This is a genomic window from Virgibacillus tibetensis (assembly GCF_036026595.1).
In the GTDB taxonomy this organism is placed as follows: Bacteria; Bacillota; Bacilli; order Bacillales; family Amphibacillaceae; genus Virgibacillus_P; species Virgibacillus_P tibetensis.
Genome location: NZ_JARZFX010000001.1, coordinates 847,426 through 870,954, shown reverse-complemented (window position 1 = coordinate 870,954; position 23,529 = coordinate 847,426). Strand labels below are relative to the sequence as shown.

Here is a 23,529-nt window from a genome sequence, read left to right as displayed (position 1 = left end):
ATAGCATTTATTTTCACTTTTGAACAGAAGAATCTACTTATTATCAGGCTTTTAGGAGTTGATTCGAGGGATTTTTAAAAAGCCAGTTACTCTAGTCAATAAGAGTAACTGGCTTTTCCTTATTTCTTATATTGTACCATCTCTTCTTTAATTTTAGATACTAAGTTTACTGCACGTTCTACTAAGTTTTCAGGGAAACTTTCATTTTCTCCATATTCTACACCGTGAGGATAGTAATGCTTTCCCAGTAATGGTGTTGCTAGCTTAATCACAGCATTCCCACTATCAACATCACCCTCTACTGTGTACCCTTGAATGCGAATATAATATGTAATGTTTTTTTCTTTTGAATCAATTCTATAATCGTAAGTCACACGATCATAATCCCATTGCCCAGCACGAATAAAGGCATGTTTTCCGGTTAAATGATCTAGTGGTTTTAAGTCCATAATAACATCTTCAATTCCTGTGTTTTCTAATCTCATTTTATCCACCTCACATATTTGTCCTCACTAAACTATAATAGTACGAAACGATCTAAGTTGCAATCGAAAAGTCATTACCTTTTAGGATATAATGTAAGTATAACAGAAATCTGTTTTATTTTTTATATTTTACGGGTAAATTGTGAAATAATAGAGATAAGAGAATGATAGTTAATTTAAAACATATAATTACGAACAGGAAAACATTATGAGGGAGTATACGATATGCGATTAGTTAAAGTTTTAATTTTATTATCCCTATTTTCCATTGCAGGCTTCTATTTTTTGGAACAAAATGATATATCACCTGAAGAGGCAATGGACAGGGTAACAAATGTAGTACAAGAGAAAAAAAATATGTTGGAAACAAAAATAGCACCAGAGGAAGTTACTGTGGACATTCCATTGGAAGGTGCGCTTTATAACTGGATTGGTAAATCATCTGACGAGCTGGTACAAGTACTTGGTGAACCACACAGAAAGGATTTAAGTGCTTATGGTTACACGTGGTGGGTATATACAGATCAATCAAATCAGTATATTCAGTTTGGCGTTGATGAGGAGGAAATTAAGACCATCTATGCTACCGGGAGTGATTTAGAGATAGAGCCGGTAATCGTTGGGCAATCATATGCGTCAGTAGAGGAATCATTTCCATTTTTGAATGAGATTACGTACAGTAAAGGAGTTTCCTCTTATACATTCCATGTAAATGTCAATGATATACAGATGCGCCCACTAGTTAAATTAACAGATGATATATTTATTCAATTTTATTTTGATACTTTTACAAGTAAATTGTCATCTATCCGTATCTTAACTGCGGAAACATTATTGGAACACCGCCCTTATGAGGTTAAATACCGCGGAAGCTTACCGGGGGAACCGGATTTATCGGACGAAGGATGGGCGGAAGTAGAACAGGGTATGGAACAACAGATTTACGACATAACAAACGTGATAAGAAAACAGCATGAAAAAACAAAGCTTGAGTGGGAAGACTCAGTGAGCGATGTAGCATTCAAGCATAGTAAAGACATGGCTGATAACAACTACTTTTCCCATTATTCTCCAGATGGGAGCGGACTGAAGGAACGGCTGGAAGCGGGTAATGTATCTCATGCTGGAGCTGGTGAAAACATTGCGGCTCAGTACCCAGATGCTGCTGCCGCCGTAGAGGGCTGGTTAAATAGTGAAGGACATCGAGAAGCCCTCTTAAGTGATGACTTTACACATCTCGGTGTAGGTGTTTACCGATTGTATTACACACAGAACTTCTTAGCAAAACCTTTTTAAGTGTGGAAATCTCTTTAGAACCTTGCTATTGAGTCAGATTTCTTTGTAGCACAGTATCTCTCATTAAAGCATAAATTAATTAATAGCAAACGACTATATTAATGAGAGGTGAATATGTTGAGTGATCAAGAGTTGCATCCTTCAGTGGTCCGGTTTAAAAACTTTATAAATAAACATCCGAAGCTTTTAGAAGAAGTCAGAAGAAATGGAAGGTCTTGGCAAGAGTACTATGAGAAATGGACACTATTAGGTGACGATGATCCATTATGGGAGCACTACAAACAGGATGATTCCAAGGAGTTGGACGATGAAGATGTTGAGAGTGAAGAGACAAAAGACAAAAGTGAATTATTCGGGCAGCTAATGAAAATGACTGAAAAAATGGATATGGAAAAAGTTCAAAAGCAGGTGCAACAATTAAGCAGTACAATAACAACCATTCAGGAAGGGTTAACTCAATTTAAGCAAACTAAGAATACACAGCCCGCACCGAAAGAACCATTTAATTGGTTCCGTGATTAAGGAGTGAGACGATGGACGAAGCTAGTTATCGTTATTTAGCTCAGAACCCAAGGTTAGCTATGTTTGTTAGGTATAACCCTGAGTGGTACCGGTATCTATCTCGGGAACCTAACCGAATCCAAGAGTTAGAAAAAGAAGCAAAGAAATTTTATGGTAGGACATTTCCTCAACGGGTAAATAAGATTAATCATCATGTTCAGATGGTAGGAATGCTAATGCAATTTGCTGGTGCTATGAAAGATTAAATATCTTCTTATTTTCAGATAGCGAATTAAATGTTAAGATGGTAATGGAGGTGTAATTAATGATAGCTACACTGGAGTATGCAGATATTCTTGACCGTTCTGAACAATTAGGTCAGATGATATTGGATTCAGATGTGATGGAGGAATACAACAATTCCCAAAGAGCGTTAAATGAAGATAATGAAGCCCAACAGCTTATTAAAGCGTTTATAGATATAAAAGGTCATTATGAGGATGTACAACGATTTGGTAGATATCATCCTGACTATAGTGATATTATGAAGAAAGTACGTTCTGCCAAACGTGAAATGGACATGAATGATAAAGTGGCGACATTTAAAATTGCCGAGCGTAATCTGCAAAGAGTATTGGATGAAATAAGTCAGTATGTTGCATTAAGTGTCAGCGAACAAGTTAAGTCCCCTATTGAGGGCGCAGCACTAAGTGATAGTGGCTGTGGCTGTGGAAGCGGCGGATCCTGTGGTTGCGGCACATAAAAATACTCTAGTTAGTTACTTTAGTGTGTTCAGGTCAATCGAGCTAAGTGTACCATTGTTAATTAGTTGCAAAAATAATGTTAGCGAGGACTTTCTATGAGAACAAAGCGACAAGGAATTATAATTTGGTATCAGCACACAAAAAATTTAAAGCAAATTAAACGGTACGGACACTTATTGTATACATCGAAGAAGTTAAAGTATGCTGTTATTTATGTTGATCAGACCGAGGTCGAAACGATTGAACAAAAATTATTGAAGCTGCCATACGTGTCGAAGGTGGACCGTTCTTATAAACCATTTGTACAAACAAACTTTGAGAATGCTAAACCAGATAAAGCAAAGCAATACGATTATAAAATGGGAATCTAAAACCGCTGAGGACGTAAATTTATGTCCTTAACGGTTTTTTGTTTTCAGTGGGTTATTGGATTTCTCTTGGAACAAAAGAAAAAACCTGCAGAAATATATCTGCAGGTCCCTTTGTTTTCCTCTTGGAAAAACAAAAAGGCAAAGGGAGAGGAGAAACCGGAGGAAGAACTTATGGGGAAGTTTAAGTCTTCTCCGAGTTTTGAAACAACCAAGCTAACGATTAGCTGTTTCATTATGTTATTATGTACGAAGATAAATATTATATACACTTGAGATATTCTTTTTTCATCAATTAGACTGATCTAAATTTTCTTCTATATCTTATTCATGATAGAATAATGTCGAAAGTGACAAATTGAGGTGGTTTCATGCGTGTTATAGCAGGAGTTCTGAAAGGCAGACAGATAAAAGCAGTTCCAGGTAAAATGACAAGGCCGACAGCTGATAAAGTCAAAGAGGCGGTATTTCAAGTTATGGGTCCTTATTTTAAAGGCGGGGCTGTACTTGACTTGTATGCAGGAAGTGGCTCTTTAGGCATCGAGGCACTCAGCAGAGGGATGGAACAAGCAGTCTTCGTTGATAAACAACCAAAAGCAATACATACTATAAATGAGAATTTAAAATCAATGAAAATAGAACAAGAGACTGAAGTCTACCGTGCAGATGCATTTCGTGCTATAAATGCTGCTGCGAAAAGAGGGCTGCAGTTCGACCTGATTTTACTTGATCCTCCCTATAAAAAAGTAGACTATGCAAAGCTTTTAGATGAAATAGTAAAGCTTCAGCTAATTAAAACGGATGGGATCATCTACTGTGAACACGATGTTTCTGAAGAACTACCATTAATACATGAATATTTGTCGCTGCTGAAACAACAGAACTACGGTGGAACCATAGGAATCACCATCTATCAAAAGAACTAGAAGGGAGTGCTAGCTATGAGCAGACTAGCAATTTGTCCAGGGAGCTTTGATCCAATTACTTACGGACACCTAGATATTATACGACGAGGGGCAAGTATTTTTGATAACGTAATAGTGACTGTTTTTAATAATCAATCAAAAGCACCTTTATTTGATGTTGAAGAGAGAATTTGGCTGATAGAAGAATCTACAAAGGATATGCCGAATGTAACAGTTGATTCTTCCGCTGGGTTATTGATGGATTACGCAAAAGAAAAAAACGCACAGGCTATTATACGCGGGCTGCGTGCTGTAAGTGATTTTGAATACGAAATGCAAATCACATCCATGAATAGGAAACTGGATGAAAGTATTGAAACTTTTTTTATGATGACTAACAATCAATATTCCTTCTTAAGTTCCAGTATTGTAAAAGAAGTGGCAAAATATCATGCAAATGTCTCGGACCTTGTACCTAAAGTAGTCGAAGATAGTTTGAAGAGAAAATACAAAAAGTGATGCTCACCTATAATAATGATTTTAATTATGGGTGAAAGTTTTTATACAACGATAAATCAACTTTATCTCTATTTATCTTTAAAGTTGATTGGAAGGATGTTGCTTTTAGGCAACATCCTTTTTACTGTTTTTTTTAATTAGAATAAATGCACCTATACCCAGAAAAGTTATCGTAATTAAGGGACCGGTCTGTTTTAATAGCTCCATAACAGTTACCCAAATGTTTTGCTGCACGTCTTGGGATACTGGAATATCCCCTATGTCTGATACCTGCTTATCCAAATATAATGGCTTATATAAAATAACGGTAAGGATACTTGCAATCAGGCCGTGCAAAAACCGGGCGAAGAAATAAGGCGAAAAGCGAATATCAGTTTTTGCTAAAATGCTAGCCACTTGGGCCTGAATGGAAAAACCGTTAAACCCTAGAATAAAGCTTACGATAATTGCCTTTTGTAACAATGAATCTGTCGTTACTTTTGATATCATGTCTGCACCAATCGTAATTTCAAATAACCCTGAAAAGAAAGGTAACGCTAAATCAACTGGTAATGCTATGACTTTCAAGATTAGTTGAAAGATAGTAGCAATTACTGGTGAAACGCCAATTATAAACAATAATTTAATAAGTACAGAAAACAAAATAATAAACCCGCCAACCATAACCAGTGTTTTTATGGAATTTAACACAGCATCCCCAACTACTTCCCCAACTGGGCGCTCGTCCTTTAAACGAGTTGCATGCATTTCGTTAAATGCCCTAATAAGGGAGATCTTTTTACCTTTTGTTTTCTTCTGTGCTTGTGCCTTTAAAGTTTCTTCTCTTCCATAAAACCGCATTAGTATACCTACAATAGCATTACCTACATAGTGGCAGGTTGCTAATAATATACCTAATTTAGCATCATGAAAAAAACCTATGGAAACAGCACCAAAAATAAATAATGGGCTTGAAGCATTTGTGAATGAGACAAGCCGTTCCGCTTCTATCCGGGATAAATGCTTTTCTTCCCGTAACCTGGCTGCTATTTTTGCCCCAGTTGGATAGCCGCTCGCCATTCCCATTATCCAGCCGAAGCTACCAACCCCTGGGACATTAAATACTGGACGCATAATTGGTTCAAACAATACACCAGTGAACTTAACTACACCAAATGCTAGCAATAGTTCTGCTGTAATAAAAAAAGGCAGTAGGGAGGGGAAAACTACTTCCCACCACATGTTTAATCCACGTATACTGGCTTCAAAAGCTTGGTCAGGGTATTTAATTAAGCAAAAAGTAATAAAAGTAGTAGTACCAGATAATATAATCGTTTTTAATAATTGATTCAATATGATGCCCCCTAATGATGAGCCTAGCTCTGTACATCTTTATTAGTTAGTAGTAGAATATTTCTAGCTTGATTTATAGATTTTTTTTAGATTTTCAGGACCGTTTTTCCCAAAGAATGAGTTCTAAATCAGTATGTGTTCGTTCTAAATTGGAAAAAGTGTTTTTTGTACAAGTCTTTATCTTTATCAATATACGCACATACACATCTGATTTATGCCATACACTTTTTAAAGATGTTAATCCTGCATGTCAAGTTGTTAGTACTGGTACGGAAGGGGGCTCCACAATGAATTTTACTAAAAAACATATTTTATCTTTAATAGTTGTAGTATTACTCGCTTATTTCCTGACTGTTTTTAAGCTGCCTTACTATATTTACAAACCGGGGGGAGCCGATGCATTAAATCCTATTGTAGAAGTTGTTGAGGGATATGAAAGTAAAGGAGATATGCACCTTGTGACAGTTAGCGGTGGGCAAGCGACGCCAATCCAATATGTTTGGGCTAAGATCCTGCCACATCATGAGATTCTCGCTTTAGAAGAGGTACGCCCGGACGGGATTACGGATGACGAGTATATGCATGCACAGTTGCAAATGATGGAAAACTCCCAGGAGGCCTCTACAGTAGTCGCTTATAAAGCAGCCGGGGCTGCCATTACAATTGATTTTAATGGTGTGTATGTTGTCTCAGTTGTGGAGGACATGCCGGCAGATGGAAAATTAGTTATGGGAGATCGAATCATTGGAATAGATGGAAATGAGATAAATGAGGCCGATGATTTGATCAGTTATGTAGAAACTAAGCAAGCACAGGATGTAATTAAGTTGGACATAGTACGAGATGAAGAAACGTTAACGGAAGAAATAACGCTGGAAACGTTTAGTGAACTGGAAGGAAGAGTTGGAATAGGAATTCGGCTAGTAACAGATCGAAGTGTGACTGTTGAGCCAGAGGTGCGTTTTTCGAGTGGCAGAATTGGCGGACCAAGTGCCGGCTTAATGTTCGCGTTGGAAATATATGATCAGCTGACCGAAAAGGATTTAACAGGAGGCTATGATATAGCTGGTACAGGCGAAGTCGACTATAACGGGAATGTCCTTCGAATTGGTGGTATTGATAAAAAGGTAATAGCCTCTGATAAAGAAGGGGTAGATATATTCTTTGCACCAAGTGAGAATGGATCTGAAACTTCTAATTATATATTAGCAAAAGAGACCGCTGAGGAAATTGGAACAGAAATGAAAATAGTACCTGTGGACACTTTTAATGACGCACTGAAATACTTAAAGGAAATAGACCCTAAGAGTTGATTAGAGCGAGCACTCCGTTTATCAAAGCTGCAGGTTACTGACAAAGAACTAAAAGGACCGTTTATGTAAGTCAGTCTTTTTAGCCTGAGGAACCAGAAAGAGATTCACACAGGTAATCTAATTCTGGTCAGATTCTGATGGGTGGCTGGAACTCTTGCTGGCGAAGCTTTTGCTGTTTTACAGGCGAAAGAATACTGTAATAGGCATTGCTGGCTTTCTCTTCTATAGAAAGCATTGGGATTTTATTTCGACTTATTTTGGAGATGATTGGAACACTCATCTCTTTTTTTATAGTATTTAAGTATGCTTGACCGTTTTTTGTTAAGCCTAATAAACGAACGTACGGAACAGTAGAGGTATTTTTTGCGATTTCCATATCCGTTTTCTTCGTATTGGTTAAAATATGAACGAACATTCGTTGTAGCCTTGTCCATGTATATCGTTTTGTTTTAATTGCCTGGATCCATTCATTAAATGATGTGGCTTTAATGGCAGTTTTCTTAATGCGGTACTCCAGTCCCTCGTCAACCCCATTAATGGCTGCAAGTTCGTCTACGCTCATTGTCATCACTCTATAATGAACTAAGCTGAAATAATGTTCCCATGAGTGCCATATAGAAGCTGCATGTTTATACAATAGTAATTGTCTGTATGTTTCTTCAGGTACTGTCCGGGCAATCTGTGGAGAAGCATGGTTTACAGAGATAAGTTCTTTTCGGATGCTTGTTGCACTTGCAATAGAGCTGGTAATCGTATCATCATGATAATTACTGCTGGACCGCTTTATGGTTAGGGGGGTTATAGGTAATTCCTTATCCAATATTGCTTTAACATAACTAAAACCGAGTATATTATTCGGTTGAGTTAAGTCCATAGTACTGGGAGTCAACCCAATTTCCATGTATGCTTGCTTACTGGCCTCTGGAAATGACAAACCTTTATTTAAGAATATCTTGAGAGATTGCTGGTAGATAGTCTCTTTTTCTTTAAACATTTTATAGGTTGTTGTAAAATTGGAAATATCCCCGGACTCACTGCCAAAGCAAATGCTGGATACACCAATTTCAAATAGTGTTTGGACAGAACCCTTGGCAAACAAATTACTACTCTGTACGGCAAAGGGGTATGGTAATTCCAATACGATGTCAATACCTGACTGCAGAGCAGCCTGTGCCCGGTGAAATTTGTCAATTACTGCAGGTTCTCCTCTTTGTAGGAAAGAACCACTCATTACTGCAATCATACAGTCGGCATTTGAGATTTTCTTTGCTTCCTGGATATGATACATATGTCCATTATGAAATGGGTTATATTCAACAATTAAGCCACATGCTTTCATACAAACAACTCCTATGCATCTAATGGTAATAAGTGTATCAAAAAATCAAAGTTGGCGCATCATACTTTGATTGATTTTCATGACTATCGGCACCGCAGCTGAATTTAATCGAAATTAAACTTATATTTAAGCAGCTGTTAACAAGATATAGGTAGATCTTAATTGAATAACTAGGATTGGGTCGATTGCTTTCCTATTTCTCTTCTATAAATAAGACAGGTAAAAATAATCAGGTAATTAAACGTCGCAGAAATAGGGGAAACTCTCTTTGAGAGGCTTCTCCGCTTTTTAATTCTGTAAAGAAAATATGTTGACAAAAGTCTATTTTTCTTTTAAAATAACTCTTGTTGCCTAGAGGTGATCATAATGAAATTTGCATTAGCGCAAATTAGAAAAAAAGCTTATAAAGAACCACTTACATTTGATGAAATGGTAGATGTATCTGAAGTGGTAAGCTTAAATAATGATATACGTGAAATAAAACCTGTCAGGGTGCATGGGAATTGTTACCTGCAGGGCGAGCAAATTATTTTCTCGTTTTCTATAAGTGGAGAAATGATTTTACCGTGTGCACGTACATTGGTGGATGTCCCCTATCCTTTTGAAGTTAAAGCGGATGAGGTGTTCACTACGTCGTCTTACTATAGTGAAGAAGAAGAGGAAAATGAAATTCATCCAGTTGACGGGGAAGTACTTGACTTAACTCCGTATATAAAGGAAAATATTTTATTAGAGGTTCCTTTTCGCGTTTTCTCTGAAGATACAAAAGCTCAAAAAGCAGCTCCTGCTGAGGGACAAGGATGGGCATTTATTTCAGAAAAACAAAAAGAAAAGACGATAGATCCGCGTTTAAAAAAGCTGGAGTCATTATTTGAAGATAACAAGGAAGACGAATAGGAATAATTGTTCTCGTTTTGCTTTCTTTATATGAAGGAGGTGTAAGTCATGGCAGTACCAAAAAGAAGAACTTCTAAAAAAGTGAAAAACCAACGTCGTACTCATAAAAAATTACACGTACCTGGCATGGTAGAATGTTCAAATTGTGGAGAGTTAACTAAACCACACCACGTTTGTAAATCATGCGGTCAATATGATGGTAAAGAAGTAATAAGTAATAGTTAATTATTTATGAAATGAACAGATCACGTAGTTGGTCTGTTTTTTTTATAGTCCCCATTTCTCATCGCTTTTTGCTATTGATGTAGCAACGTAACTTAAGCCTGATTCCCTCCCGTCCTTTAGAGGATGAGTGCATATCCAGTGTTGCGGAAAAACACTCACTTTCCATAGGGAACGCTTCAGCCTGTTCTTTTTTCGACGAACACGACGTTCAAGTGTCGGCGTTGGTCATAGGTGTCTTCGGTGAATTGAGTAATCGCTTGTACAGGTACAGTTATAGTATTTTAGAAAATGGCCTTTTAAATAAATTATTTTCACTTGTCGCAGTAACGGAATTAAATGAAATTTCACATAAGCTTTGTTCAGTTCGAGAATACATAGAAAATGAGATAAAGGGAGAGAGTCAACGTGGTTGAAACAGTTGAATATAAAAAGTATGACGAAGGTTATGGCGAGATATGTTTAAATCGACCAGCGAAGCATAACGCTATTTCGGGAAAAATGATGAGAGAACTCAAGGCTAGTTTAGAAGTTGCAAAAAACGATTCTATTACATTCCTGGTACTTTCAGGAGCTGGAAAGAAGATGTTCTGTGCAGGTGGCGATTTAACAGATTTACATGGAGACTTAACCCCTGATGAGGCGTTTTCTTATTTGTATCCTATGAAAGATGTGTTATATGACATTGTTTCTTTTCCAGTACCAGTGATCTGCCTATTGAATGGAAATGCACTAGGAGGAGGTTGTGAGATAGCAACAGCATGTGATTTACGAATAGCAAAAGACACTGGTAAATTTGGCTTTGTGCAAACGAATCTTGGTATTATACCTGGATGGGGTGGTGGAGTATTGCTATATGAAAAAGTAAACCCATCTTTTGCACTGCAGTGGTTAATGGAGGCAAGTGTGTACGAGGCAACTACTTTAAAAGAGCACGGTTGGCTAAACAGGATTGTATCTGAACAGGAGTGGAAAAATAAGAATGAACTCTTACAACCGTACATTACAAAGTCCTATGAGCAAATGAAAATATTGAAGAATCAATACAAGAAAAAGATATCTAGTCTTGGCTTATCTTCCATGATGAATGAAGAAGTTAGAAACTGTTCCAAACTATGGGACTCGAAAGAGCATAGAATAGCTGTTGAAAAATTTCTAAAGCGCAAGTAATGTCATAATCACTTTTCCTTTAAAAAAGAGTAAAGATTTATTCTATCACTCCTATCTTTTGCATACATTGATAGCAAACGTATAAGGAGGGATGTTATGAATGCGACTCGCCAAGATGCTTGGTCAAAAGATGAAGATATTATTTTAGCTGAAACCGTTCTTCGATATATTCGAGAAGGAAAAACACAGCTCGAGGCTTTTAAAGAAGTAGCTAAGCAGCTATCACGCACTTCTGCTGCTTGTGGATTCAGGTGGAATGCAACTATTCGTAAACGTTATCAGGACGCAATTCAATTAGCAAAAGAAGAAAGAAAAAAAGGAAGTAGAGATGAATTATGGGATTTTGCTGAACCAACTAATAACCAGGAAAGAGATACAATAGAAACTGCAATCTTATTATTAGAAAAAATGAAGACAAAACTCCCTGATGAAACCGAAATAGTGAAACAGGAGCATGAAAACAAGTTGGAACTTCTTGAGAAGAAAAATGAAAAATTGAAAGAACAGCTGCTGCGTTATGAAAACGCCTGGGAAGAGATGGGAAAGCTGTGGGGGTGGGTTAGTTCTAATCAGCAAAAATGAATAGCGAAGTAGCATTTATACTTAAACGAAAAAGAAAGACATGAATGATATATTTACCATTCATGTCTTTGCTTGTAGTCTAGGAAACGTACCATTTTGTCTATGCGTAAACTCGGCTGCATTTTTGCAACAGCGGCCATGATTCAGTACCTCTTAACAGGCGCACTACTTGCTCCTTTAAACGGTTTCCTGCTCTTTAACACCCTCAGGAAGCCATATTAGGGGATTTTCCCCCAGATCTCTTTCCATATCATAATTTGCTTTTTGGAAGTTCATTTTTTCCCAGAATCCATGTGAGTTAATCCGGGGATTTGTTTTAATGGGTAGATCATAAGTCTTGGCAAAGTCAACTAATGCCTTGCCGTACCCATTTCCTCTATAGTTAGGTAAAACTTCCAATTTCCATAACGTTAAATAATCTTGTGGCGGTTCAAAATAGGCATCATATTTCTTCTTAACCTTGTACAAGCTCATTCTCGCAACTAGGTTATCACCAAAGTAGATCCCGTAAAATGGTGAATCATTGTGATTTTCCATAAGATTATTTTCTAAATCCTCTAACATAGATAGTTCCTGATTACCGTATTCCTTGAAAAATTTGAATTTCTCTAATGTTTTATAGTTAATTAATAGTTTTTCGACTTTAATTTGATTCATGTAAATCTCCCCCTATGAATTTCTGTTATAGTTTCAGAAATATTTTGGTATTTCTCTTTCATTTATTATAATATAAATAAATTAATATTGAAATAGAATAAACTGAGTATACATTTCCATCTGAAAATTTTGTGCTTATTAACTCCATAAAGTCTCATGGTTTGGTACAATGAACAATAAGTACAGAAGGAGAGAGGAATTGTGAATATAGGAGTAATAGGTGGTGGATCGATTGGATTACTACTTAGTGGGTTATTGGCATGTGAACATAGTATAACCGTGTATGTTCGAAGAAAACAGCAAAAGGAAAAAATAAACCAACATGGTTTGCTTGTTGTGGGTTCTCCCCACCCTATAAAAATAAATGCATTACTTATTGAAGAGCTGAAAAAAGAAGACTGTTTGATTGTCTGTGTGAAACAAAATCATATTGCTTCAATTGTTCCCAAATTAGTCATGGTGGATAAATCTACTCCTCTGGTTTTTCTGCAAAATGGAATGGGGCATGTAGAATCTCTATCTATACTTAAGCAGCCAATAATATTAGGTGTCACCGAACATGGTGCGCTTCGGCTTGAAGATAACGTAGTTGAACATACTGGAAAAGGGAGTATAAAGCTTGCTTCTCATTCCAGTGATGAAGAGTTCGTATATGAGTTTGCAGAAAAATTAACACAGCCATTATTTCCTGTTTCCAGTTATAAAGACTGGTCGAAATTACTTGCAGAAAAGTTAGTAATTAATTCCGTAATAAATCCATTAACAGCACTACTTGATTTTCCCAATGGTACTATCGTACAAAATTCATTTAGCAGAAAACTAGCTAAAGGACTATGCGCGGAGGCCGCTTTAATTCTTGGCTTAGATCCTAACATTCAATGGGACCGTGTAAAAGAAGTCGCAAAAAACACAGAAGGTAACATTTCATCAATGCTAAAGGACATAAGAGAAAGACGGGAAACAGAAATAGAGGCAATATCGGGGTATTTAATTAAGAAAAACAATCAAAATCACACGATTCCATATACATCTTTTGTTTATAACAGCATTAAGGCATTGGAACTGAAAAGGGGATAAGGGAAATAGCATGATTGATTTTATTATTTACAGTATTTCTTTTTTCGTTACTGTTCCATTGATTGCAACATGGATCATTTATAAAATTACTAAGAAACTATATAATCAGAAGTTAAAGGCAGTACATAAAGCGGCAAACTGGACTACTCTTTTATATATTATAGCTGTTACTATTTTACTTACTATTGTTTTTAATAGACAAATGATCGGTATCGTTTCAGCACTGCTATTGTGTATATTTACTGGAATTGTATTTATACAATGGAAAAGTGAGACTGAAATTATATTTAGAAAAGCTTTTAAAGTCTTTTGGAGACTTTGTTTTCTACTATTTTTATTCCTGTATTGCTTCTTATTACCCATCGGGATTATCCAACGAATATTTTTTCTTTAGAAAAATTAAGGGTAAGGCAAACAGATTACATGATATTTTATATGGAATTATGTAAAATACATGGTGGACATTATGAATAGAAGGAGCATGGGATTTATGCAGGTCGACCCTATACAGCTACATAGCCAAAATACATTAATGAATGATTATCGACAAAATAAAGAAGAAATTATGAAGTTTTTTGAGTATCTCCCTTTTACCGATCTTAACCAAAGAATGAAGGATTTGGGGGGGTACAATTTTGAACGAGAGAAACTTACCCAAGTATTACATACGATGAATGAAAAATGGGATGCTCCTCAATCAACTTTTTACAACATAGAAAGATTAAAGAAAGAAAACAGTGTTGTAATTATAGGTGGACAACAAGCCGGACTATTAACTGGGCCAATGTATACTATAAATAAAGTAATATCTATCGTCCAGCTAGCAAGACAACAAGAAGCAGAATTGGGAGTGCCGGTTATTCCTGTTTTTTGGATTGCTGGAGAAGATCATGATTTTGATGAAATTAACCATATTTTTTTACCGGATAAATCAAAAATGAAAAAGCACAAACTTTTGCAGCGCATCTTCGGAAAAAGCTCAGTCTCCCATATAGAAATTGATTCTACCTACAGTAATCAGTGGCTGAATCAGCTATTTGAACAATTGGAAGAGACCCAGTACACAAAAGATTTATACCATTCTGTGAAAAGCTGTCTTGATAAGTCATCTACTTATGTTGATTTCTTTGCACGTGTTATTTATAACCTTTTTAGCGATGAAGGGTTAGTTTTGATTGATTCTGCACAACCGGGAGTACGCAGGTTGGAGAGTGAACACTTTGTACAACTAATTGAAAGACAACCTGAAATCAGTAAAGATATTGTTGAAGCCTCCCAGCAGTTAGAGCAATCAGGTTACACTCTATCACTCGATGTAAAATCAACTGACGCCCATATCTTTTATCATAAAAATAATGAACGGATTTTGCTTGAAAGGAATGGGGCTGGTGAATGGATAGGGAAACAGAAAGAGGTCTTATTTTCAACAGAAGAATTGCTGGATGTAGCAAGACGGCACCCCGAACTATTAAGTAACAATGTTGTAACGCGGCCGTTAATGCAAGAATTACTATTTCCTACACTGGCATTTATCGGTGGACCAGGTGAAATTAGTTATTGGGCAGTATTAAAGCCAGCTTTTGAATCTCTGAATATTAAGATGCCGCCTGTAATACCAAGGCTTTCGTTAACTTACATTGATCGAAATATAGAAAAAACATTGAAAAAATATGAAATCACCCCCACATTCGCAGTTAACCATGGCATTAATGAAATGAAGGAGAACTGGCTTGCCTCCAAAAGTGACCCGCCAATTCATAAGGTGGCCAGCGAAATTAAACTTGCAGTCGACCAAGCCCATAAACCTTTAAGGGATATTGCGAAGGGGATACGAGCGGACTTGGGGGAATTGGCTGAGAAGAACTTATATTACCTGCAATGTGATATTGAGTATTTAGAAGACCGGATTATAAAAACACTTGAAGATAAGTATGCAAAAGAGTTGCTCGAATTTGATCGGATATCAATCGCCCTTCATCCGCAACAAGGATTACAGGAAAGAATCTGGAATCCGTTGCCTTGGCTCAATGAATATGGTAATGCCTTTATTAAGGACATAACAAATTCTCCATGCTCATTCGAAAATGATCACTATTTAGTATATATCTAGTAGTAACAAAATATCGTCCACATTCCCCCACTTTAATGGGGGATCAAAGAAAAAGCCGTCTATCATTGATATGACGGCTTTTTCTTTTTGTCTTATTTTATTCCAAATACCTCTTTTTAGGATTAATACAAAAAATATTATAAATAAGTGGTGAATGGTGGGGGAATGTGGTAATATGAAAAATAAGAAAGTGGGGCTAGCTATATGTTCATGGGTGAATTTCAACACAACATTGATACTAAAGGTAGAATAATTGTCCCTTCTAAGTTTCGTGATGAACTTGGAGAAACCTTTGTAGTAACCCGTGGACTGGATAAGTGTTTATTTGCTTACCCAATGGATGAGTGGAAATTATTGGAAGAAAAATTAAAAAAGCTCCCATTGACCAAGAAAGATGCTAGGGCATTCACACGTTTTTTCTTTTCGGGTGCGGTGGAATGTGAAGTTGATAAACAGGGAAGAATAAACCTTCCACAACCGTTAAGAAACTACGCTGTATTAGATAAAGAATGTGTTGTGATTGGAGTATCTAATCGAATTGAATTTTGGGCAAGTGAAAGTTGGGAGGATTACTTCAATAATTCTGAAGAATCTTTTGCTGAAATTGCTGAAAACCTAATGGATTTTGATATATAATCTGCAAAGCATAGAAATGGGTGTTATTATGTTTGATCATTATAGTGTATTAAAAAATGAAACGATAAATGGATTAGCAATAAAACCTAACGGTACATATGTAGATTGTACAGTCGGTGGTGGCGGGCACGCAGAACAAATTGCGTCTCAATTAAATGAAAATGGACTGCTGGTAGCTTTTGACCAGGATCTGGATGCCCTAGAGGCAGCTAAGAAACGGTTGAAATCATATGAAGACCGTATTACTTTCATTCATTCAAACTTCAGAGGTATCGAACAGGAACTCGAATCCCGTAATATTAGTCGTGTTGATGGAATACTGTTCGATCTAGGTGTTTCTTCACCTCAATTGGATAGAGGCGAAAGAGGATTCAGTTATCAATATGATGCGCAGCTTGATATGAGAATGAACCAAACCCAACAATTAACGGCTTTTGAAATTGTTAATACATGGTCATATAGTGAACTAGTAGGCATCTTTTTCAAATATGGTGAAGAAAAGTTTTCAAAACAAATAGCCAGAAAGATTGAGGCGTTTAGAAAAACACAAGAAATTAATACTACACATCAACTAGTCGATTTAATCAAAGAAGGGATACCTGCTCCTGCAAGAAGAACAGGTGGGCATCCTGCAAAACGTATTTTTCAAGCACTGAGGATCGCTGTAAATGATGAACTTGCAGCATTTAATGATGCCCTTCATCAAGCAGCCAGATCAATTGATGTGGGCGGAAGAATTGTAGTAATTACCTTTCATTCGTTAGAAGACAGGTTGTGTAAACAAGCATTTAAGACTTGGAGCACTGCTAAGGAAACGCCAAGGAATCTTCCGATAGTGCCGAAAGATCATGAAGCTCCTTTTAAATTGATTACGAGAAAACCAATTGTAGCGAATACTGAGGAATTAGAAGCTAATCGCAGATCTCGTTCAGCAAAATTACGTATTATTGAAAAAGTAAATCAATGGTCAGAAGAATTTACCTATGAAGAAGGGTGGAAGAAATAATGAGTGCAAATCACGCGCGGAATTGGCAGCAAACAAGACCACAACATTCCCCAAATAAAGAACAAAAAGTTACTGTAAAGGTTCAGAAACAGGGGTGGGTTACAAAAGGCGAAAAGGCAATTTATTCACTTATTGGTGCATGCTTAATCATCGCTGGCATCTTCATAGTCTCCTTCTCTTCATCCACAGATACATTAAATAGGGAACTACAGCAATTAGAACAAACTGTTCAAACGCAACAGTTACAAAATGAGGCACTTACTTTCGAAATGAAAGAACTGAGTCTCCCGGAAAGAATAACTAAAATTGCTAAAGATAACGGTTTAAAAATTCAAGATGCTGAAGTTAAACAAGTACACGCATTTAACAATTAACCGAGGGGTACGTGGTTATGAAAAAAAATAAGACAACTCACTTCATGGCTGGTATATTGATTGTATTTTTTGTTGGTATTTTTCTGGTTCTAACAGGTAGATTTTTGTATATCCAGGCGACTGGGGAAATAAATAATATATCACTAGAGGAATGGGCAGAACAAAAAAGAACTGCGTCTTATAAGTTGAACTCTGAGAGAGGAAAAGTATTTGACAATAATGGAATGCCATTAGCATACGACAGGTCAACTTATCGAATGTATGCCATCGTTAAGGAATCTTATTCTACAAATTCAAAGGAGCCGAAGCACGTAGTAGATCCGAGGAGAACTGCGGATTTGCTGGCTCCTATTTTAGATATTGAATCTAGTGAAATAGTAACCAAAATTGAAAACGGCATTAAGAATGAAAGATTTCAAGTAGAATTCGGGAAAGAAGGAAGAGAGCTTTCCCAGCAAGAAAGAGATGAGATTGCAGAATTAAATCTACCAGGCATTAATTTTGAACGAGAAGCGATCCGCTATTACCCAAATGGCATGTTCGCTTCCCACATTATTGGGTTTGCCAGGGAAACAGAGGAAGAACAAGAAGATGGGACTGTAACAAGAGATATCGTAGGTGTCACAGGGATAGAAAATGAAATGGATGATTTATTAAGTGGAGAGGATGGCCGAATTTCTTTTCAACGTGATAAATACAACAAAAAGCTATTAAACCCGCATGAAGTCATTACGCAACCTAAGGACGGCGATGACGTTCATCTTACTATTGATCAAAAAATACAAACGTTGCTTGAAGATACACTATCACAGGTGGATGAAGAATATAGTCCAGATCGCATGACTGCTATCGTGATGAATCCCAAAACGGGAGAAGTTATTGCTATGAGCAACAGACCGAGTTACAATCCGAATAACCCAGCGGATGTTGAAAATTGGTACAATGATGTCATTTCCACACCTTTTGAAGCAGGCTCAACTGTAAAAATGTTTACATGGGCAGCTGCTATTGAAGAAGGAGTTTATAATGGAGATGAAGGTTATAAGTCCGGCAGCTATCGTCCAAATGAAAAAATCACTTCTATTCGTGATCATAATAGAGGTGAGGGATGGGGTACGATATCCTACAATGAAGGATTCGAACGGTCATCGAATGTTGCTGCAGCTAAATTAGCCTGGGAAAAAATAGGAACAGAGAAATACTTAGAATACCTGAAAGCCTTTGATCTCGATGAAGTTACTGGAATAGATTTACCTGGTGAAGTAGCGGGACAGATCCTATATAATTGGCCATTAGAAAAAATAACAACCTCATTTGGTCAAGGAAGCACGGTAACTCCAATTCAACAGATGAAAGCTGCAACTGCAATTGCGAATGAAGGGAAGATGCTGCAGCCATATGTAATTAAGAAAATCATGAATTCGAATTCAGGGGAAGTCATTGAGGAAAAATCACCTCATGTTGTTGGACAACCAATTTCAAAAGAAACATCAGAGCAGACTCTAAAGTTATTGGAATCTGTTGTCAATGGAGAAAAAGGTACTGGGAAAATGTATCAAATTGATGACTATACGGTCGGCGGAAAAACAGGTACAGCTGAAATACCAAATTCTGAGGCTGGTTCAACACCATATTTAGAAGGTAGAGAAAACTATATATTTTCATTTCTCGGAATGGCGCCAATCGATGCCCCTGAATTAATGATGTACGTATCTGTTAAGCAACCGAAGTTAAAAGCTAATGAGGCAGGATCATCACCCGTTTCTTTTATTTTTAGAAATGTTATGGAAAATAGCCTGCACTACTTAAATATCAATCCTGATAAAGGTGAAAATAAAGCTGTTGAGAATACCAAGATACCAAAATTGATTGGAACAGATGCAGCTGTGACAGAGGAAGCTTTAACCGAAAAAGGACTTAACGTTACTGTGGTGGGAAAAGGGAATATTGTCTCGTCCAATATGGAAGAGGGAGCAGAAGTTTTACCTACTGACCGCATTATATTGGTGACTGATAAACCTCTCATGCCTAATATTACCGGTTGGTCTATGCGTGATGTGCTTCAATTGGCAGATTTATTGCAATTAAAAACAGAGCTCATTGGCAGAGGTTATGTTGTTAAACAAAATGTTGAAGAGGGTACTCCTGTTAAAAAAGAGGATGAGCTAGGGGTCGAATTATTGCCACCAAATGAAAGCTTGGATTCTGAAAACAATGATGAAATACTAAATGATTTAGAGGAAGAGGATGAAGACGAAGATGAGCCGGAGTGATACGATTACCTAATCTTTGTACGGAAAATTCAACAGCTTTTTTAATGATAAACAGTGTTCTATTCAGTTTTATTAACTCATATAGTGAATACAAGCCTACCTATGAAAAGGGGATGGAATATGAAACGGGTATCCACTGTTACGGTTAAAAAGCGAATAGTTACTGTTTTTCTTTTTGGATTACTAATATTTGCTGTTATGGATATACGACTGGGGTATGTCCAGTTTGTTATTGGTGATCAACTAATGGAGCAAGCGAACGAACTTTGGACAAGAGATATTGTATTCGAACCTGAGAGGGGTCAGATTCTGGATACGAATGGTGAAATATTAGCCGAAAATGTTACAGCCCCATCGATTGTGGCCGTGCCGAGACAAATCCAGGAACCAGAAGAAACTGCAGAAAAGCTCGCAATAATCTTAGATGTCTCTGTCGATAAGATATATGATGAAATTACAAAAAATACGATGAGTGTTTCACTTCGGCCGGAAGGGATGAAGATATCGGAAGAACAAGAAATAGCAATAAGGTCACTTAATATAGCAGGTATTTATTTAGCTAAAGACTCTAAAAGGCACTATCCCTATGGGAATTATCTATCACATGTATTAGGGTTTGCTGGAATTGATAATCAAGGACTAATGGGATTAGAACTTTATTATGATGAAGAGCTTAGTGGCGAGAAGGGTAGTCTTTCCTTTTATTCAGATGGAAAGGGAAGAAGATTGGACAGCCTTGCTGACAACTATACAGCACCAACGGATGGCTATAATTTAAAGACCACGATAAATTCGAAGGTTCAGACCATTCTGGAACGTGAATTGGATTTCGCAGTATCAAAGTATAACCCTGATGGGGCTTTTGCTATTGCAGTAAACCCAAAAACAGGTGGAGTGTTAGGGATGTCCACAAGGCCTAACTTTCACCCGGAAAATTATCAGGAAGTAGAATCTAGTATATTCGACCGAAACTTACCAATTTGGAGTACCTATGAACCAGGTTCCACCTTCAAGATTATTACGCTGGCAGCTGCGCTAGAGGAAGGTTTGGTTGATTTGGAGGAGGATAAGTACCATGACCATGGCCATATTGAAGTTGGTGGATCTCATCTTCATTGTTGGAAAAACGGTGGGCACGGGCATCAAACGTATCTAGAAGTTGTACAAAATTCGTGTAACCCCGGATTTGTAAATCTGGGACAAATCATAGGAACAGAAAAGCTATTTACGTATATTAATAATTTTGGTTTTGGTAAAAAAACGGGAATTGATTTGCAAGGAGAAGGAAATGGAATATTATTTAAGCCTGAAAATGTTGGTCCTGTTGAGTTAGCAACTACTGCTTTTGGCCAAGGTGTTTCTGTAACACCAATTCAACAAGTAATGGCTGTGGCAGCATCTGTAAATGGAGGGTATTTATACGAGCCCCATATAGCGCAGGAATGGATAGATTCGCAAACAGAGCAGTCTGTAAAGGTCTATGAACCTAAAATGAAGAAAAAGGTGATATCAGAAGCAACTTCGGAAGAAATACGAGATGCTTTAGAAAGTGTTGTAGCCGAAGGAACAGGTAGACCAGCATATGTGGATGGATACCGAGTAGGGGGGAAGACAGGTACTGCACAAAAGGTGGGGCCGGATGGTCGATATATGGAAAACAATTATGTTGTATCATTCATTGGCTTCGCTCCAGCAGATGATCCGGAAATAGTGGTATATCTTGCGGTAGATAATCCTAAAGATACCTTGCAGTTCGGTGGGGTAGTGGCAGCTCCGTTGGTAGGAACGATTATTGGCGACAGTTTGCGAGCAATGGAGGTAGAGCCGAGGACTGATGGTATGGAAAAAGATTACTTGTGGCCAGATGAACCCAAAATTGAAGTTCCTGACTTAATTGGGTTGTCAAAGGATGAACTGTCGGAGTACATGACAAATTTATCGATTGAAGCAAACGGGGAAGGTAAATACATTATTGACCAAGCTCCTGAACCAGGAACCAAAGTTGAACAAGGTTCGAAATTAAGAATTTATTTAACAGAAAATAATCGTTAAAAGGGATGAAGTTTGCTATAATGTATAAGCAAATAATCATAACTGTGGATAATAATATACTCGCATAAAGGATCATCAGCAATAAAAATTAAAGAGGGTGAAAACCACCCTCTTAAAAAATGTTCTGAACCAGAATACATATGTGGGATATTACTTAAGATAGGATGTTAAACATGAAATTAAAAGAAGTACTATCAAGCTTACCATTTTATGAGGTAAGCTCATCAATTAATGAAATAGAAATTAATAATATTGAGATGGATTCTCGTAAAGTTGTTCCTGATAACCTTTTTGTTTGTATTAACGGTTTTACCGTTGATGGACATAATTATGTGCACCAGGCAACTGATAGAGGTGCAGTCGCAATCATCGCTGAAAAGCAAGTCGAATCAAATGTACCTGTTATAATCGTACCAGATACCTCCCGCGCACTGGCTATGCTGGCAGTTAAGTTTTATAACTACCCTACCAGTCAACTCCCGTTGATAGGGGTTACTGGAACAAATGGTAAAACAACAGTCACGTATCTATTGGAAACCATTTTCAATCAGAATAAGAAAAAGACAGGTGTAATTGGGACAATTCATATGAAAATAGGCGAAGATGAATACCCAGTAAACAACACTACACCTGATGCATTGCTTTTACAAAAAACGTTTAAATCAATGCTTGATCAAGACGTTGATCAAGTGATTATGGAAGTATCCTCGCATGCACTGGATATGGGCAGGGTTTATGGTTGCGATTATGATATAGCCGTCTTTACCAATTTGTCACAAGATCACTTGGATTATCATAAGAATATAGATGATTATCTGCGTGCGAAAAGTCTGTTGTTTGCCCAATTAGGGAATAACTATAATGGTGAAGCTAAGAAGTTTGCAGTTATTAATGAAGATGATCCTTCGAGTTCACAATTAAAAAGAAGTACAGCACAGCATGTAATTACATATGGTTGTAAAAATACTGCACAAGTCATGGCTGAACATATTAAGCTGGATGCAGCGGGTACATTTTTTAACCTGAAAACACCTATAGGAGATATTGGTATTAACAGTAAATTAATAGGAATGTTTAATATTTATAATATGCTTGCTGCAAGTTCAGCTGCGATTGCTTCCAATATATCTTTAACAGTAATTAAAGAGGCTTTAGAGAGTATCACCGGCGTAAACGGACGGTTTGAGCCGGTAAATGCTGGTCAATCCTATGGGGTTATTGTCGATTATGCACACACACCTGATTCATTAGAGAATGTATTAGATACGATAAGGGAGTTTGCAAAAAATAAAGTATACGTAGTAGTTGGCTGTGGTGGCGACCGTGATAGAACAAAGCGCCCGTTAATGGCACAAATAGCTGTTAAGTATGCTGATCTTGCTATCTTTACCTCTGATAATCCAAGAACAGAAGACCCAAATGTTATTTTAGATGATATGATAAATGGTTTAGATAATATGGAAAACAGGTATAAAGTAATCGTTGATCGTAAAGAAGCAATTAACTATGCAATGCAGCATGCAAAAAAAGATGATATTGTATTAATAGCTGGAAAGGGTCATGAGACTTACCAGCAAGTAGGCCTTGTTAAAAACCATTTTGATGACCGTGAAGTCGCACGAGATGCGATCAAGTCTAAGGGGTAGTGATG

25 protein-coding genes are annotated in these 23,529 nt (G+C 37.1%); 21 read left to right on the top strand and 4 right to left on the bottom strand.

Annotation, left to right across the window (positions count from 1 at the left end; translation table 11 throughout):
• Positions 1-119: 119 nt before the first annotated feature.
• The gene (locus QGM71_RS04760; protein ID WP_327606358.1) at positions 120-485 is read right to left on the bottom strand and encodes a YugN family protein; all 366 of its coding nucleotides are present in this window, start codon (positions 483-485) and stop codon (positions 120-122) included.
• Positions 486-710: 225 nt separating this feature from the next.
• Here QGM71_RS04760 and QGM71_RS04755 point away from each other — a divergent pair, with 225 nt between their 5' ends.
• From QGM71_RS04755 to coaD, 7 genes are all read left to right on the top strand, one after another.
• A complete protein-coding gene (locus QGM71_RS04755) occupies positions 711-1,781 on the top strand; it encodes a CAP domain-containing protein (protein WP_327606357.1) in 1,071 nt (356 codons plus the stop codon).
• A gap of 117 nt (positions 1,782-1,898) precedes the next feature.
• Positions 1,899-2,303, top strand: coding sequence for a YlbD family protein (ylbD, locus tag QGM71_RS04750; protein ID WP_327606356.1), 405 nt, complete (start codon positions 1,899-1,901; stop codon positions 2,301-2,303).
• 11 nt (positions 2,304-2,314) lie between these two features.
• Positions 2,315-2,548 (top strand): YlbE-like family protein, encoded by a 234-nt coding sequence (locus tag QGM71_RS04745; protein WP_327606355.1) that lies wholly within the window; start codon positions 2,315-2,317, stop codon positions 2,546-2,548.
• Positions 2,549-2,607: 59 nt separating this feature from the next.
• Complete coding sequence (locus tag QGM71_RS04740) at positions 2,608-3,045, top strand: YlbF family regulator (protein ID WP_327606354.1); 438 nt, start codon at positions 2,608-2,610, stop codon at positions 3,043-3,045.
• Positions 3,046-3,141: 96 nt separating this feature from the next.
• Positions 3,142-3,417: a YlbG family protein gene (locus QGM71_RS04735; protein WP_327606353.1), complete on the top strand. Its 276-nt coding sequence runs from the start codon at positions 3,142-3,144 to the stop codon at positions 3,415-3,417.
• 368 nt (positions 3,418-3,785) lie between these two features.
• Positions 3,786-4,340 carry a 16S rRNA (guanine(966)-N(2))-methyltransferase RsmD gene (gene rsmD, locus QGM71_RS04730; RefSeq protein WP_327606352.1) on the top strand — a complete coding sequence of 185 codons (555 nt, stop codon included), beginning with the start codon at positions 3,786-3,788 and terminating at the stop codon, positions 4,338-4,340.
• A gap of 15 nt (positions 4,341-4,355) precedes the next feature.
• Positions 4,356-4,838: a pantetheine-phosphate adenylyltransferase gene (coaD, locus tag QGM71_RS04725; RefSeq protein ID WP_327606351.1), complete on the top strand. Its 483-nt coding sequence runs from the start codon at positions 4,356-4,358 to the stop codon at positions 4,836-4,838.
• A gap of 105 nt (positions 4,839-4,943) precedes the next feature.
• Here coaD and ylbJ read toward each other — a convergent pair whose 3' ends face one another.
• Positions 4,944-6,170, bottom strand: coding sequence for a sporulation integral membrane protein YlbJ (gene ylbJ / locus QGM71_RS04720; protein WP_327606350.1), 1,227 nt, complete (start codon positions 6,168-6,170; stop codon positions 4,944-4,946).
• A 287-nt stretch (positions 6,171-6,457) separates the two neighbouring features.
• On the opposite strand from ylbJ, the gene QGM71_RS04715 reads away from it, so the two are divergent.
• Entirely contained in the window at positions 6,458-7,483 is a 1,026-nt protein-coding gene (locus QGM71_RS04715; RefSeq protein WP_327606349.1) for a SepM family pheromone-processing serine protease, read from the top strand.
• A gap of 127 nt (positions 7,484-7,610) precedes the next feature.
• Here QGM71_RS04715 and QGM71_RS04710 read toward each other — a convergent pair whose 3' ends face one another.
• A complete protein-coding gene (locus tag QGM71_RS04710; protein WP_327606348.1) occupies positions 7,611-8,822 on the bottom strand; it encodes a nucleotidyltransferase in 1,212 nt (403 codons plus the stop codon).
• 366 nt (positions 8,823-9,188) lie between these two features.
• On the opposite strand from QGM71_RS04710, the gene QGM71_RS04705 reads away from it, so the two are divergent.
• The 4 genes from QGM71_RS04705 (at position 9,189) to QGM71_RS04690 (ending at position 11,693) form a co-directional block, all read left to right on the top strand.
• The gene (locus tag QGM71_RS04705; protein WP_327606347.1) at positions 9,189-9,719 is read left to right on the top strand and encodes a YceD family protein; all 531 of its coding nucleotides are present in this window, start codon (positions 9,189-9,191) and stop codon (positions 9,717-9,719) included.
• 48 nt (positions 9,720-9,767) lie between these two features.
• Entirely contained in the window at positions 9,768-9,944 is a 177-nt protein-coding gene (gene rpmF / locus QGM71_RS04700) for a 50S ribosomal protein L32 (RefSeq protein ID WP_327606346.1), read from the top strand.
• Positions 9,945-10,349: 405 nt separating this feature from the next.
• Positions 10,350-11,111 (top strand): enoyl-CoA hydratase/isomerase family protein, encoded by a 762-nt coding sequence (locus tag QGM71_RS04695; RefSeq protein ID WP_327606345.1) that lies wholly within the window; start codon positions 10,350-10,352, stop codon positions 11,109-11,111.
• A gap of 96 nt (positions 11,112-11,207) precedes the next feature.
• Positions 11,208-11,693 (top strand): RsfA family transcriptional regulator, encoded by a 486-nt coding sequence (locus QGM71_RS04690; RefSeq protein WP_327606344.1) that lies wholly within the window; start codon positions 11,208-11,210, stop codon positions 11,691-11,693.
• Between the two features lie 177 nt (positions 11,694-11,870).
• Here QGM71_RS04690 and QGM71_RS04685 read toward each other — a convergent pair whose 3' ends face one another.
• Positions 11,871-12,350, bottom strand: a complete 480-nt coding sequence (locus QGM71_RS04685; protein ID WP_327606343.1) for an N-acetyltransferase — start codon at positions 12,348-12,350, stop codon at positions 11,871-11,873.
• 201 nt (positions 12,351-12,551) lie between these two features.
• On the opposite strand from QGM71_RS04685, the gene QGM71_RS04680 reads away from it, so the two are divergent.
• The 9 genes from QGM71_RS04680 to QGM71_RS04640 all read left to right on the top strand — a co-directional run bounded on the left by QGM71_RS04680 (position 12,552) and on the right by QGM71_RS04640 (position 23,524).
• Positions 12,552-13,427 (top strand): 2-dehydropantoate 2-reductase, encoded by an 876-nt coding sequence (locus tag QGM71_RS04680; RefSeq protein WP_327606342.1) that lies wholly within the window; start codon positions 12,552-12,554, stop codon positions 13,425-13,427.
• Between the two features lie 10 nt (positions 13,428-13,437).
• A complete protein-coding gene (locus QGM71_RS04675; protein ID WP_327606341.1) occupies positions 13,438-13,821 on the top strand; it encodes a DUF3397 family protein in 384 nt (127 codons plus the stop codon).
• Between the two features lie 72 nt (positions 13,822-13,893).
• The gene (gene bshC, locus QGM71_RS04670; protein ID WP_327606340.1) at positions 13,894-15,537 is read left to right on the top strand and encodes a bacillithiol biosynthesis cysteine-adding enzyme BshC; all 1,644 of its coding nucleotides are present in this window, start codon (positions 13,894-13,896) and stop codon (positions 15,535-15,537) included.
• Positions 15,538-15,741: 204 nt separating this feature from the next.
• Positions 15,742-16,173 carry a division/cell wall cluster transcriptional repressor MraZ gene (gene mraZ, locus QGM71_RS04665; RefSeq protein WP_327606339.1) on the top strand — a complete coding sequence of 144 codons (432 nt, stop codon included), beginning with the start codon at positions 15,742-15,744 and terminating at the stop codon, positions 16,171-16,173.
• 28 nt (positions 16,174-16,201) lie between these two features.
• The gene (gene rsmH, locus QGM71_RS04660; protein WP_327606338.1) at positions 16,202-17,179 is read left to right on the top strand and encodes a 16S rRNA (cytosine(1402)-N(4))-methyltransferase RsmH; all 978 of its coding nucleotides are present in this window, start codon (positions 16,202-16,204) and stop codon (positions 17,177-17,179) included.
• A complete protein-coding gene (gene ftsL / locus QGM71_RS04655; protein WP_327606337.1) occupies positions 17,179-17,553 on the top strand; it encodes a cell division protein FtsL in 375 nt (124 codons plus the stop codon). The genes rsmH and ftsL overlap by 1 nt, the downstream gene beginning before the upstream one ends.
• A 17-nt stretch (positions 17,554-17,570) precedes the next feature.
• Entirely contained in the window at positions 17,571-19,826 is a 2,256-nt protein-coding gene (locus QGM71_RS04650) for a penicillin-binding transpeptidase domain-containing protein (protein ID WP_327606336.1), read from the top strand.
• Between the two features lie 120 nt (positions 19,827-19,946).
• Complete coding sequence (locus tag QGM71_RS04645) at positions 19,947-21,878, top strand: stage V sporulation protein D (RefSeq protein WP_327606335.1); 1,932 nt, start codon at positions 19,947-19,949, stop codon at positions 21,876-21,878.
• Positions 21,879-22,051: 173 nt separating this feature from the next.
• A complete protein-coding gene (locus QGM71_RS04640; protein WP_327606334.1) occupies positions 22,052-23,524 on the top strand; it encodes a UDP-N-acetylmuramoyl-L-alanyl-D-glutamate--2,6-diaminopimelate ligase in 1,473 nt (490 codons plus the stop codon).
• Positions 23,525-23,529 lie beyond the last annotated feature (5 nt).